This window comes from Sphingomonas sp. ASY06-1R (genome assembly GCF_052180265.1).
In the GTDB taxonomy this organism is placed as follows: Bacteria; Pseudomonadota; Alphaproteobacteria; order Sphingomonadales; family Sphingomonadaceae; genus Sphingomonas_I.
Window position 1 is genome coordinate 3,732,947 of the sequence record NZ_CP197464.1, and the last position, 12,964, is coordinate 3,745,910.

At 66.1% G+C, this 12,964-nt stretch carries 12 protein-coding genes; 4 read left to right on the plus strand and 8 right to left on the minus strand.

The genetic code is table 11. From position 1 onward, the window contains the following. Positions 1–81 precede the first annotated feature (81 nt). Together ACSBM8_RS17620 and ACSBM8_RS17625 are read right to left on the minus strand one after the other, a co-directional pair. Positions 82–1,011: a DUF808 domain-containing protein gene (locus tag ACSBM8_RS17620; protein ID WP_442679293.1), complete on the minus strand. Its 930-nt coding sequence runs from the start codon at positions 1,009–1,011 to the stop codon at positions 82–84. An 86-nt stretch (positions 1,012–1,097) separates the two neighbouring features. Continuing rightward, positions 1,098–2,081 (minus strand): YihY/virulence factor BrkB family protein, encoded by a 984-nt coding sequence (locus ACSBM8_RS17625; protein ID WP_442679294.1) that lies wholly within the window; start codon positions 2,079–2,081, stop codon positions 1,098–1,100. A 69-nt stretch (positions 2,082–2,150) separates the two neighbouring features. Between ACSBM8_RS17625 and thiL the strand changes: the two genes are divergently transcribed. From thiL to ACSBM8_RS17640, 3 genes are all read left to right on the plus strand, one after another. After that, on the plus strand, positions 2,151–3,071 hold the full coding sequence (thiL, locus tag ACSBM8_RS17630; protein ID WP_442681632.1) for a thiamine-phosphate kinase: 921 nt from the start codon (positions 2,151–2,153) through the stop codon (positions 3,069–3,071). 131 nt (positions 3,072–3,202) lie between these two features. Further along, on the plus strand, positions 3,203–5,335 hold the full coding sequence (locus ACSBM8_RS17635; RefSeq protein WP_442681633.1) for a sodium-translocating pyrophosphatase: 2,133 nt from the start codon (positions 3,203–3,205) through the stop codon (positions 5,333–5,335). 116 nt (positions 5,336–5,451) lie between these two features. Further along, a complete protein-coding gene (locus ACSBM8_RS17640) occupies positions 5,452–6,687 on the plus strand; it encodes a NupC/NupG family nucleoside CNT transporter (protein WP_442679295.1) in 1,236 nt (411 codons plus the stop codon). Between the two features lie 173 nt (positions 6,688–6,860). Here ACSBM8_RS17640 and ACSBM8_RS17645 read toward each other — a convergent pair whose 3' ends face one another. From ACSBM8_RS17645 to argH, 6 genes are all read right to left on the minus strand, one after another. Beyond that, positions 6,861–7,826, minus strand: a complete 966-nt coding sequence (locus ACSBM8_RS17645) for a zinc transporter ZntB (protein WP_442679296.1) — start codon at positions 7,824–7,826, stop codon at positions 6,861–6,863. Beyond that, positions 7,823–8,506, minus strand: a complete 684-nt coding sequence (locus tag ACSBM8_RS17650; protein WP_442679297.1) for an NAD(P)-dependent oxidoreductase — start codon at positions 8,504–8,506, stop codon at positions 7,823–7,825. The genes ACSBM8_RS17645 and ACSBM8_RS17650 overlap by 4 nt, the downstream gene beginning before the upstream one ends. Positions 8,507–8,584: 78 nt before the next feature. After that, complete coding sequence (gene galU, locus ACSBM8_RS17655; RefSeq protein ID WP_442681634.1) at positions 8,585–9,451, minus strand: UTP--glucose-1-phosphate uridylyltransferase GalU; 867 nt, start codon at positions 9,449–9,451, stop codon at positions 8,585–8,587. A gap of 13 nt (positions 9,452–9,464) precedes the next feature. Beyond that, complete coding sequence (lysA, locus tag ACSBM8_RS17660; protein ID WP_442679298.1) at positions 9,465–10,724, minus strand: diaminopimelate decarboxylase; 1,260 nt, start codon at positions 10,722–10,724, stop codon at positions 9,465–9,467. After that, positions 10,725–10,961, minus strand: coding sequence for a hypothetical protein (locus ACSBM8_RS17665; protein WP_442679299.1), 237 nt, complete (start codon positions 10,959–10,961; stop codon positions 10,725–10,727). Continuing rightward, positions 10,958–12,322: an argininosuccinate lyase gene (argH, locus tag ACSBM8_RS17670; RefSeq protein ID WP_442681635.1), complete on the minus strand. Its 1,365-nt coding sequence runs from the start codon at positions 12,320–12,322 to the stop codon at positions 10,958–10,960. The genes ACSBM8_RS17665 and argH overlap by 4 nt, the downstream gene beginning before the upstream one ends. 16 nt (positions 12,323–12,338) lie before the next feature. On the opposite strand from argH, the gene ACSBM8_RS17675 reads away from it, so the two are divergent. Next, on the plus strand, positions 12,339–12,902 hold the full coding sequence (locus tag ACSBM8_RS17675) for a TlpA family protein disulfide reductase (protein WP_442679300.1): 564 nt from the start codon (positions 12,339–12,341) through the stop codon (positions 12,900–12,902). Positions 12,903–12,964: the final 62 nt, after the last annotated feature.

Below are 12,964 nucleotides of genomic sequence, written 5' to 3' on the forward strand. Positions count from 1 at the left end.
GCAGGCTCGCGCCTTACCTTGAGGTCGGGCCACCCTCACCCAACCCTCTCCCTCAAGCGAGAGGGCTTAGCATGGACATATCTACTTCTTGTGCGGAACCAGATGCATGACGCCGGCAATCACGCCGCCGACGACCAACCCGACGACCGCCGAGCCGAGCGCGGTTACGACCCAGGCGACGATGGCACCACCGGCCGGCACGGCATGGCCCGCCGTCTCCGACGCATCGTGCAGCCAATGCGCGATCGTGCCCCAGCCCAGCCCCTCCAGCCCGTGGACGAGGATGCCGCCGCCGACCCAGATCATTGCGGCCGTGCCAATCACCGCCAGTGCCCGCAGCAGGACCGGCATCGCCGCGACCAGGCCCCGCCCGACGCTCCGCGCTGCCGCCGCCTGACGCTGGGCGAGGTGCAGCCCGACATCGTCCATCTTCACGATCAGCGCGACGACGCCATAGACCCCAACCGTGATGGCGATGCCGACCAAGGCGAGCACCGCCGCCTGTATGGCAATGGATAGATGCGGCAATTCGGCCAGCGCGATCGCCATGATCTCCGCCGACAGGATGAAATCGGTGCGGACCGCGCCGCTGACCTGACGGTCCTCCAAAGCCTTGGGATCGGTGATCTCGACCACCTCTTCGGCATGGTGGGCGCCGGTGACCGCCTCGATCACTTTCTCCGTGCCTTCGAAGCAGAGATAGGCGCCGCCGATCATCAGCAAGGGCGTGATCGCCCATTCGGCCCAGGCGCTCAGCGCGAGCGCGCCCGGCAGCAGGAACAGCAGCTTGTTGCGGAGCGAGCCGAGCGCGATCTTGCCGATGATCGGCAATTCGCGATCAGGCGAGAGGCCGGTAACGTAACGCGGAGTGACGGCGGTATCGTCGATCACGACGCCCGCGGCCTTGGTGCCGGCGCGACCGGCGGCGCCCGCGACATCGTCAAGCGACGCAGCGGCCAGCTTGGCAAGCGCCGCCACGTCGTCCAGCAATGCTACCAACCCACCGGCCATGCGATCCCCCTGTTACGATGATGCGGCGCTAGCGCGGACAAACGCGCAGCGCATGCGAAAAGCGGCATTGGGCCACGTCGCGACGCTCAGCTCTCCGGTGCAACCTCGTCCGCCACCGTCGCGCCACGGGTGCCGCGCGGCTTGGGTTGGCCGGTCGTCGTGTCGCACTCGACCTGGCGCTCCGCCTCGGCATTGACGGAGGCGCCGAGCAGGATCGCATAAGCGGACACGTACAGCCACATCAGCAGCACGACGACCGCACCCAGCGAGCCATAAGTGGCATTGTAATTGCCGATCGTGGCGGCATAGGCGCCGAAGCCCAAGGTCGCGAGCAGCCACAGCACCGTCGCCAGCACGGAGCCCAGCGAAACCCAGCGCCATTGCGCATCATGCCGGTCGGGGGCGTAGCGATAGGCGGCACCGATCGCGAAGCAGGCCAGACTGGCAGCAATAATCCAGGTCGCCGCCCCGATCGTGATCGTGGTCACATCGCCCAAGCGGTTGGCCCATTTGCCGAGCAAGGTCAGCACGGATGCGGCGAGCAAACCCACCAGTGCCACCGCAATGGCGGCGACGATCATCACGAACGAGATGATCGTCGTCTTGATCAGCGAGCGGCGCTCGCGCTGTTCGTAGACGACATTCAGCGCCATGATAATTGCACCGCTGGCGCGGGTCGCACCGTAGATCGACACGAGCAAGGCCAGCAACAGGCCAAGCCCCTTCTTCCCGGTCGAGGCGGTGACGAGGCTGACGATCTGATCAAGGATCAGCTTGGCCGCATCCTTGGGAACGACCTCGATAATCTTGCGCATATGATCCGCGATGGTCGATGGATCCGCGATCAGGCCATAGGTCATCACCAGCGCGGCCAGCAGCGGCACGAACGCCAGAAAGGCATAGAAAGCGACGCCCGCCGCCATCAGACTGATATTGTCGTCGCCGGTCTTGGCCCACACGCGCCCCAGCACCTCGCGCCAGGCGCGGCGGGGGAAAGAGAGCGGGTTCGCCGCCTCCCGCCCATGCGGATCGTCCGCCGGCCCCGCCATCTGTGCGGTGCTCGCCATCATCATAACTCCCTGTCTTTCCTGACGAACGCATGAGTGGCCCTGCCGATGCGTCGCCGCTATGATTTGCCCGTGTCGCGCGAGAATGACTTCATCGCCCTGCTGAAGCCGCTGGCGCGCGACCCCGCCGCCCGCGGCCTGGTGGACGACGCCGCCGTCCTGACGGTCGGCGGTGCCGCATTGGTCCTGACCCACGACATGCTGGTGGAGGGCGTCCATTTCCTGCCCGATGATCCGATGGGGGATGTCGCCTGGAAGCTGGTCGCGGTGAACCTCTCCGATCTGGCGGCGAAGGGCGCGCGCCCGATCGGTGTTTTGCTTGGCTATGCTTTGGGCGACAGCGTCGAGGATGCTGCCTTCGTCGCCGGATTGCAGGCGGCGCTGGAGGCGTTCGACGTTCCGCTGCTCGGCGGCGATACGGTGCGGATGCCGCCGGGCGCGCCGCGCGCCTTCGGCCTGACCGCGATCGGCGAGGCGGGCCCTGCCGGCGCGCCGTCCCGCGCAGGGGCCCAGGCAGAGGATATCCTGTACGTAACCGACCGGATCGGCGCGGCCGGGCTGGGACTGACGATGGCGCAGGGCCGTCGCGACGGAGCGCCGGAATGGCTTGCCGCCTATCGCCGGCCACAGCCGCGTCTGGCCGAAGGGCGCGCGCTGGCGCCACTGGTCCATGCGATGGCCGACCTGTCCGACGGCCTGCTGATCGACGCGGCACGCATGGCGGCGGCAAGCGGACTCGCGCTGGAGATCGATCTGGCGGCCGTGCCGGTGGCGGGCGAGCAGGATCGCGCCGCGCGCCTGGCCGCGGTGACGGCCGGCGACGATTATGAACTGCTGTTCGCGGCGCCGCCGGGACTGCAGCTGCGCCATCCGGGCCTGGCCGACATCACCGCGATCGGGCGGTTCGCGCCGGGCGCCGGGCTGTCGCTGCGCGATGAAAATGGCCCCGTGCCCCTCCCCGCGCGACTGGGCTATGAGCATGGCTCAGGCTGAAAAAAAGCCTGCCAGATCGGATAAATACGGCTCTATTCAGCCGTCTTGCCGCTGACACCAAGTGGTCCTAACCTCCCCCCAAACCCAGCCGCACAATGATGTGGTGATAATATAGGGGAATTAGGACGATGCTGCTGATTGTCGAACTTGCCATTCTCTTTGGCGTTCTTGCCGTACTCTATGGGATCATTACCGCGATGCAGGTGTTGCGCGCTCCGGCGGGCAACCAGCGGATGCAGGATATCGCCGCCGCGATTCAGGAAGGCGCGGGCGCCTATCTCGCCAAACAATATAGCACGATCGCCATCGTCGGCGTGGTCGTGGCGCTTCTCGTCTACGGGTTCCTCGGCACGATCCCCGCGATCGGATTCGCGATCGGCGCGATCCTGTCGGGCGTGACCGGCTTCATCGGCATGAACATTTCGGTCCGGGCCAATGTCCGCACCGCCGAAGCGGCCCGCCATTCGCTCCAGGGTGGCCTGACTATGGCGTTTCGATCCGGCGCGGTCACGGGCATGCTGGTCGCCGGCCTCGCTTTGCTCGCGATCGCCGGCTATTTCTTCGCGCTGGTGCAGAGTGGCATGACCCCGACCAGCCGGCCGGTGATCAACGCGCTCGTCGCGCTCTCCTTCGGCGCATCGCTCATTTCCATCTTCGCGCGGCTGGGTGGCGGCATCTTCACCAAGGCCGCCGACGTCGGCGCCGACATGGTCGGCAAGAATGAGCTGGGCTTCGATGAGGATGACGATCGCAACCCCGGCGTGATCGCGGACAATGTCGGCGACAATGTCGGCGACTGCGCCGGGATGGCGGCCGACCTGTTCGAAACCTATGTCGTCACGATCGGCGCAACGATGGTGCTGGTCGCCCTGCTCGTCGCGGGGACCGACGCCGCCAAGTTGATGACGTTGCCGCTGCTGGCAGGCGGGGTCTGCATCGTGACCTCGATCATCGGCACCTTCTTCGTGCGCCTTGGCAAGGGCTCGATCATGGGCGCGCTCTACAAGGGGTTCGTGGTCACCGCCCTGCTGTCGATCCCGGCCTTGTGGTGGGCGACACACCTGATCTTCCCCGACATGAATGCGATCATCGGCGGTGCCGCCGAAGCGACCAGCGTCGACACCGCCCCCGCGGTTGCGGCGCATACCGCCTTCACCGCGATGGACCTGTTCTGGTGCATGCTCGTCGGGCTGGGCGTCACCGGGCTGATCGTTTGGATCACCGAATATTATACGGGCACCAACTACCGCCCCGTCCAATCGATCGCCAAAGCATCGGATTCCGGCCACGGCACCAACGTGATCCAGGGACTGGCGGTCTCGATGGAATCGACCGCACTGCCGACGCTGGTGATCGTGGTCGGCATCGTCGCCAGCTACCAACTGGCGGGCTTGATCGGCATTGCCTTTGCCGCCACCGCGATGCTGGCGCTGGCCGGCATGGTCGTCGCACTCGATGCATATGGCCCGGTCACCGACAATGCCGGCGGCATTGCCGAAATGGCGGGTCTGGAGGGCGAGGTGCGCGAGCGGACCGACGCTCTGGATGCGGTCGGCAACACCACCAAGGCAGTGACCAAAGGCTACGCGATCGGATCGGCCGGTCTGGCGGCGTTGGTGCTGTTCGCGACCTATACCGAGGATCTGTCACAATTCTTTGGCGACGTCGCGGTCAACTTCTCGCTGTCCAACCCCTATGTCGTCGTCGGATTGCTGCTCGGCGCCCTGCTGCCCTATCTGTTCGGCGGGATGGCGATGACCGCCGTCGGCCGCACCGCCCAAGCGGTGGCGCAGGACATTCGCGCGCAATTCAAGGCCAATCCCGGCATTGCGGATCGCAGCGTGCGCCCCAATTATGCGCGCACGGTCAGCCTGGTCACGACGGGCGCGATCAAGGAGATGATCGTCCCCTCGCTGCTGCCGGTGCTGGCACCCGTCGTCGTCTACTTCGCCGTCACGGCGGTTGCCGGTCAGGGCAACGGCTTCGCCGCGTTGGGCGCGTTGCTGATGGGTGTGATCGTTTCCGGCCTGTTCGTCGCCATTTCGATGACGTCGGGCGGCGGCGCATGGGACAATGCCAAGAAGGTGATCGAACTGGGCGCCTATGGCGGCAAGGGTTCGCCCGCGCACCAGGCGGCGGTGACCGGCGACACGGTGGGCGATCCGTATAAGGACACGGCGGGCCCGGCGGTGAACCCGATGATCAAGATCACCAACATCGTCGCCCTGCTGCTGCTGGCGGCACTGGCCGGGCACGGCGGCTGATCCACGCCTCGCACCGTCACCCGCACACGTTCCGGGTGACGGTGTGTCCGACTGCCCCTAGGCGCTCCGGCCTAAGCGTGTATCGTCGCGCGTCGATCGAGGGGAAGTAAGCGCGCATGACCGGTCATTTGCTCAGCCTGGTGGGCATCGTCCTGATATTGGCGGTCGCATTCGCGCTGTCTTCGAACCGAAGCTGGATCCGCCTGCGCGTGGTCGGCGCCGCCTTCGCGCTGCAGGTCGGGATTGCCGTACTGGTTCTGTACGTCCCCGCGGGCCAGCGCGTGATTGCGGGCATGGCGGAAGGCGTCGGCGCGTTGCTGGGTTATGCCGCCCAGGGCACGGCCTTCCTGTTCGGGCCATTCGCCGCATCGCCCTTGGGCCAAAATTTCGCGCTGCAGGCGCTGCCGGTGATCATCTTCTTCGCCAGCCTGGTGTCGATCCTTTACCATCTGGGCATCATGCAGCGGATCGTACGCTGGCTCGGCGGCGCGATCGAAGCGGTGGTCGGCATCAGCAAGGTCGAAAGCCTGTGCGCCGCCGCCAACATCTTCGTCGGTCAGTCGGAATCGCCGCTGGTGATCCGTCCCTATCTCGCCGCGCTGCGTCCCTCCCAATTATTCCAGGTGATGACCAGCGGCATGGCCGGCGTGGCGGGCACGATCCTGGCCGCTTATGCCTCTATGGGCATCCGCATCGAATATCTGCTCGCCGCCAGCTTCATGTCCGCGCCCGGCGCGATCCTGATGGCCAAGATGATGATGCCGGACGATCCCCGTGAACTGGCGCTGCCGATCAACGAAATGGTCGACACCAGCCATGCGGACGAGGACGAAAAGCCCGCCAACGTGATCATGGCGGCCGCACAGGGCGCGCAGCTGGGTGTGCGGCTGGCGGTAATGGTCGGCGCGATGGTGTTCGCTTTCGTCGGCCTCGTCGCGCTGGCCAACGGCATCTTGTCGGGCTTTGGCGACTGGTTCGGGGTCTCCGGCCTGACCTTCCAGCGGATCCTGGGCTACATCTTCGCGCCGGTCATGTATTTGATCAGCGTGCCATGGGATCAGGCGGGTGCCGCCGGTGGCCTGTTCGGCGAAAAGATCGTCCTCAACGAATTCGTCGCCTATATCCATCTCGGCAAGATCGCCTCGGGTCTGAGCGCGCATAGCCAGGCAGTCGTCACCTTCGCGCTATGCGGTTTCGCCAATTTCAGCTCGATCGCGATCCAGATGGCCGTGACCGGTGGGCTCGCCCCCAATCAGCGGCCGATGATCGCCAAGCTCGGGCTGAAGGCATTGCTCGCGGGCAGCCTGGCGAACCTGATGTCGGCCGCGCTGGCGGGCATCCTGATTGCTTAAAGGCTGACCCACCACCGCCCCGCTCATGGTGAGGTGAGACCGAGTGGCCTGCAGGGCCGTATCGAGGGTTCGTATCGCAGCACGCTCCTGCCGGGTCCTTCGACACGTGCTCCCGATAGCTGCTAACGCAGCTACTCGATCCCTGCTCAGGATGAGCGCGAAGGGGGCGCACCCTATCGCCGGAACCAATGCGCATAGCTGAACCAGGCGGTGATGCCGGCCGCGATCAGCCCGCAAAAGCCGACCACGCCCCAGAAGGCCCATGATTCATGCGCGCCGGGTATCCCCTCGACGTTCATCCCCAACAGGCCGGTCAGGAACGTCAGCGGCAGGAAGATCAGCGCGACGATCGACAATAACAAAGCCCGATTTTCGATCTGCTCGGACCGCAAATCGGTCAGCTGTTCGTGGATCAACGCGGATCGCTCCCGCACCGCCTCCAACTCTTCGGCCATGCGCGCGAAGCGATCGGCCGCCTCGCGCAGATGCAGCCGATCATCTTCCTCCAGCCAGGGCGCGTCGAGCTCCGCCAGACGGGACAAGGCCTCGCGCTGCGGGGCCACGAACCGGCGGTAGACGATCGCGTCGGACCGGGCCTCGGCAATCTTCCGCCGGGTGTCGTAGGCATGCTCCGGCTCAAGCGCCAATTCGCAATCGTCGACCAGATCACCGAGCGCGGCGATCACCGGATCGACCCGTTTGGTAATGATCATCGCCAGATGCGAAATGAGATCGCCGGGGTCCTTGATGCTCCCGGCGGTCATCTGATCGCGCAGCACGTCCAGCCCATCGAGCGGGTGGAAGCTGACCGATATGGCACGGCCATGTTCGACCCACGCCCGGATCGACACGAGGCGATCCTGCTGCTCGTCCCCCGGCAAAGACGGCCCGCGCAGATTGATCAGGGCGCCATCGTCGATCGCTTCGCTGCGGGGACGGGTTTCGGTGGCTGTCAGCGCATAGATCACACTGCTCGGCATGCCGCCATGCTCGTTCAGCCAGCGCAGCGTCTCCTGCTCGCGCCCGTCGAGGTGGATCCACACGAAGGCGGGCGGCGGCGCGCGCCGGGCGCAGGCCTCGGCGGGATCGACCTCATGACCCTTGCCGTCGGACTGCAGTTCCAGCGCCCAGCGATTCATGGCCGTTCCCAGATAAGATGAACCGTCACCCCGGGCAGCGATCCTGCCGGCGGATCACCGACGATCCGTTCCGCATCGGCGCGGGCGCGATCGAGAATCGCGATCGGCACATCGGGGCTGTGATAGATGCGGTCAGCCAGGCCCAGCAGCCGCGCCGCCCGCAGCGTCAGGGCTTCGGGATCGGCGGAGGTGACGCGCAGCGCGTGATGGCTATCCTGGCCAGCCGCCGCCGCTGCGATGGCGCCGTCCGGATCCGCATGATCGGCGAGCGGATCCAGCGGCCCGCCGGCCGCGAGCAGCGCGCCGATCGCGCGGCGGCGCTCTTCGACGGTCGGGAAACGGGCACGCAACGAGTTTCGCGCCGCATACAACGCCTCCGCCAGCCGGCCGAGGCGCGCCGGCAGCAAGGTCTCCAGCCGCTGGCGCACGGCCGCAGCCAGGCCGGCCGAAACGCCGCCGGTACCGATCGCGATCAGCACCGGATCGCGATCGATGATCGCCGGCAAAGTGAAATCGCATTGATCGGGCCGGTCGACCACATTGACAAGGATACCGCGCTGCTTGAGCCGGGCGACAGCCGCATCATCGTCGGCCGCGACGATCGCCAGCGCGGCCTGGGCATCCTCGCCAACCAATATTGCGCCCGCCCGCTCCAGCAATCGCGCCTTCGCTTCCGCCATCGGGCCGGATCCGATCAGGATGACCGGCCGGCCCTGCAGGCGTACGAAGATCGGAAGGCTATGCGTGGCGGCCTCGGGTCAGATCGTTTTGACGTAGGCGCGGATCGTGTCGGCGATGTCGGCCCGTTCCAGCGCCAGCGCGATGTTGGCGATGATGAAGCCGGCCTTTTCGCCGCAATCGTGGCGGACGCCGTCGAAGGTCTGGGCATTGAACGGCTGCTTGCCGATCAATTCGGCCATGGCGTCGGTCAGCTGGATCTCGCCGCCGGCGCCCTTCTTGCCCTCGGCCAGGATGTCGAGCACTTCGGGTTGCAGGATGTAGCGGCCGACCACGGCGAGCCGCGACGGGGCGGTTCCTGCCTTGGGCTTTTCGACCATGCTCTTGACCTCGGTCACCGCGCCATCGGCCTTGCCCGGCGTGACGATGCCATAACGGTCAGTATGCTCCTCCGGTACCTCGACCACCGCGACGACATTGCCGCCCTGCGCCTCATAGGTGTCCCGCATCTGCGACAGGCAGGGGCGGTCCGGATTCCACAGCAGTTCGTCGGGCAGCAGGACCGCGAACGGTTCGTCGCCGATGAACTGGCGTGCACACCATACGGCATGGCCCAGACCCGCCATCTGCTGCTGGCGGACGAAGGCCGCCTGGCCGGGCTCCAGCCGGGTCGGGCGCATCGCCTCCAAAATGGCATGTTTGGCTTTGGCGTTGAGATCATGCTCGATCTCGAACGCGCTATCGAAATAATCCTCGATCGCATGTTTGCCGCGACCGGTGACGAAGATCATCTGCTCGATCCCCGCCGCACGGGCTTCGTCGATCGCATATTGAATGAGCGGGCGATCGACGACGGGGAGCAGTTCCTTGGGAACCGCCTTGGTTGCGGGAAGGAATCGCGTGCCGAAGCCCGCGACCGGAAACACTGCCTTGCGTACAGGCTTGATCGTCATACTGTCCTCAGAGCCAGGGTGGAAGACGGTCGGCCGCTATCAGTGCTTCGATCGGCTGACGATCGCGCACGATCGCCCACCGATCTTCAGACACCATCGCTTCGGGCACAAGCCCTCGCGAATTATAGGTGTTGGCCATCGTCGCCCCATAGGCACCCGCGGTCATGAAGGCGACCAGATCGCCGGCAACAACCTGATCCATTTCGCGGGTACGGGCGAAGGTGTCGCCCGTCTCGCAAATCGGCCCGACAATGTTGGCGCGAAAGTGTTCGCCCTGTGGCGCAACCGCCTGGATATCATGCCACGCATCGTAGAGGCTGGGGCGGAGCAGATCGTTCATTCCGGCGTCAACGACCACGAACGGATCATTCTTGCCCGCTTTGACCCGGATGACGCGCGTCAGCAGGATACCGGCATTGCCGACGATGACGCGGCCGGGCTCAAAGATCAGCCGCACGTTCCAGCCCGCGGTCACGTCCTGCACCATCGCGCCGTACGCGGCCGGCGTCGGCGGTGCCGGCACCGCCGGATTGTAGGGGACGCCCAGGCCGCCGCCCAGATCGGCGGTCAGGATGGTGTGGCCCGCGGCGCGCAAGGTGGCGATAAGCTGGCCGACCCGCAGGAAGGCGGCGCGGCTGGGCGCCAGATCGGTCAGCTGGCTGCCGATATGGACGGCGACACCGACCGGATCGAGCCCGGGCAGCGTGGCGACGCGGGCATAAGCATCCGGCGCGCGATCGATGGCGATGCCGAATTTATCGTCGGCGCGGCCGGTCGAGATCTTGCTGTGGGTGCCGGCGTCGACATCCGGATTGACGCGAAACGCGACGCGCGCCGTCACCCCGCGCGCGCTCGCCACTTCGGACAGCGTCTCCGCTTCCTCCAGAGATTCGAGGTTGAACTGGCCGATACCCTCGTCCAGCCCCAGCGCCATCTCCTCCGCGGTTTTGCCGACGCCGGAGAAGACGATCTTTTCGGCCGGGATTCCGGCCGCCAGCGCCCGGCGCAATTCGCCCCCGGACACGACGTCGGCACCCAGACCGAGCCGGGCCAATGTCGCCAGCACGGCAGCATTGGGATTGGACTTCACCGCGAACGCAATCAATGGATCGTCGACGCCGGCCAGCGCCTCACGAAACACGCGCACGTGCCGTTCGATCGTGGCGGCGGAATAGACATAGATCGGCGTGCCCGCCTCCGCCGCGATCTGCGGCAGCGGCACGTCTTCGGCGTGCATCACGCCGTCCTTGAATTCGAAATGGTTCATCTATTTGGGCGGCAGATCGAAGGGATCATCGGGGCGCGGTTGCGACTTGGTCAACAATTCGTCGCTGCGGCCCGGCCGTTCCGAAGGGGGCTGGTTCAGCAACTCCATCGGCCCGGGCGTGGTGGGCGAGGTCGCCGGCTTGGGCGGCAGGGCAGCCCCCTCCGGTGGGTGCAGGGTCTGCTCATTGCCGCAGGCCGCCAGCAAAAGGAGGCCGGAAAGAAGAATCATCCGCTTCATGACGTTGCTCTAGCGTCCGCAATGCGCGCGCGCACCTGATCCGGGGCGGTGCCGCCATGGCTGGTCCGGCTGGCAACGGATGCATCGACCGTCAGCACGCCGAAGACACGCGCGTCGATCCGCGGATCGATCGCCTGCAGCGCCTCCAGCGGCAGCGCCGCAAGCGCGATCCCCTCGCTTTCGGCCAGCTTCACCGCGCGACCGGTAATGTGATGGGCTTCGCGGAAGGGGATATTGCCCTCGCGTACCAGCCAGTCAGCGAAATCGGTCGCGGTCGAGAAGCCCGCCTCGGCCGCCGCGCGCATCCGTTCCGGCACGAAATGCGTCGTTTCCACCATGCCGGTCATCGCCGCGATCGACAAAGCCAGCAGATCATGCGCCTCGAACACGGGCGGCTTATCGTCCTGCATGTCCTTGGAATAAGCGAGCGGCAGACCCTTCATCGTCATCGTCAGCGCCACCATGCAGCCGGCGATCCGGCCCGAATGGCCCCGTACCAGTTCCGCCGCATCCGGGTTGCGCTTTTGCGGCATGATCGACGACCCGGTCGAATAGGCATCCGGCAAAGAGATGAAGCCGAAGGGCTGGCTCGCCCAGATCACGAACTCCTCCGCCATCCGCGACAGATGCAGCGAACATTGGGTGGCCGCCATCAGGTAATCGAGCGCGAAGTCGCGATCGGACACCGAATCGAGCGAGTTGGCGGTCGGGCCGTCAAAGCCCAACGCGGCCGCGGTGGCATGCCGGTCGATCGCGAAACCCGTGCCCGCCAGCGCGGCACTGCCGAGCGGCGACCGGTTGAGCCGCGCGCGCGCATCGGCGAAGCGCGAACGATCCCGCCCGATCATGGCGTGCCACGCCATCAGGTGATGGCCGAGCGTCACCGGCTGCGCCACTTGCAGGTGGGTGAAGCCGGGCATGATCGTCGCGGCATGTTCTTCGGCGCGCGCCAGCAAAGCGGTCTGGAAGGCGGCAAGCCCCGCCTGCACCGCATCCATCGCGTCGCGCACCCACAAGCGGAAGTCGGTCGCGACCTGATCATTGCGCGAACGTGCGGTGTGGAGCCGCCCGGCAGCTGGGCCGATCAGCTCGGCCAGACGGCTTTCGACGGTCATATGAATATCTTCGAGCGTCGGATCCTCAGGCGGGCCGTTCGTCTCAAACTCGGATGCGATCTGTGTCAGCCCCTGATCGATCGCCGCGACGTCGGCCGCATCGACTATGCCCTGGGCGCCCAGCATGGCGACATGCGCGCGGCTGGCGGCGATATCCTGGCGCCACAGGCGCTTGTCGAATGGGATAGAGGCGTTGATTTCGCGCATGATGGCGCTAGGCCCATCGGCGAACCGTCCGCCCCACATAGTATTGGAGTCCGACATGCGGCGTAAAGCCCTCGCTTCCTTCACGCTGCTGGCCGCGCTCGGCGGCTGCCATAAGCAAGCCGCCCCCGCGCCGCAAGCGCAGCAGACACAGGCCGCCCCAGTTGCGGCACCGACGGCGGGTGGCCCCGACATGTCCCAGAAGGGGAAATTCATCCCCGAAGTCGAAATCAAGAATGGCGAAGGGGCGTCCGCGAAGCTGTCCGACCTCAAGGGCAAGCCGGTGCTCGTCAATCTGTGGGCCACCTGGTGCGTGCCGTGCATCAAGGAATTGCCGACACTGGACGCGCTGGCCGCCCGCGATGGCGCCAAGCTGCAGGTGGTGGTGGTGAATGAGGATCTGGAGGGCGCCCGCGTCGTCGGCCCCTTCCTGCAGAAGCGGCCGCTGAAGACGCTGAAGCCGTGGATGGATACGGGCAATGCGCTGATGATCCCGCTCAAGACCGCGTCGCTGCCGACGACGATCCTGTACGATGCCAACGGCAAGGAAGTGTGGCGCGTCTCGCGCGATATGGACTGGACGAGCAAGGAAGCCGCGGCGCTGCTGGCACAGGCGGGGTAAGCGCCTAAATTTCCTACCGGTGCCTGACGACGTAAGGGCTATTCTGCGAGACGCAGCGCAGC

Bases quoted from the DNA above. Each gene is read 5' to 3' on its own strand.
- ACSBM8_RS17675 (WP_442679300.1), top strand. From the start codon at position 12,339: ATGCGGCGTAAAGCCCTCGCTTCCTTCACGCTGCTGGCCGCGCTCGGC.
- ACSBM8_RS17650 (WP_442679297.1), bottom strand. From the start codon at position 8,506: ATGGCGGAAGCGAAGGCGCGATTGCTGGAGCGGGCGGGCGCAATATTG.
- ACSBM8_RS17640 (WP_442679295.1), top strand. From the start codon at position 5,452: ATGACCGGTCATTTGCTCAGCCTGGTGGGCATCGTCCTGATATTGGCG.
- ACSBM8_RS17665 (WP_442679299.1), bottom strand. From the start codon at position 10,961: ATGAAGCGGATGATTCTTCTTTCCGGCCTCCTTTTGCTGGCGGCCTGC.
- ACSBM8_RS17645 (WP_442679296.1), bottom strand. From the start codon at position 7,826: ATGAATCGCTGGGCGCTGGAACTGCAGTCCGACGGCAAGGGTCATGAG.
- ACSBM8_RS17620 (WP_442679293.1), bottom strand. From the start codon at position 1,011: ATGGCCGGTGGGTTGGTAGCATTGCTGGACGACGTGGCGGCGCTTGCC.
- ACSBM8_RS17625 (WP_442679294.1), bottom strand. From the start codon at position 2,081: ATGATGGCGAGCACCGCACAGATGGCGGGGCCGGCGGACGATCCGCAT.
- lysA (WP_442679298.1), bottom strand. From the start codon at position 10,724: ATGAACCATTTCGAATTCAAGGACGGCGTGATGCACGCCGAAGACGTG.
- argH (WP_442681635.1), bottom strand. From the start codon at position 12,322: ATGTGGGGCGGACGGTTCGCCGATGGGCCTAGCGCCATCATGCGCGAA.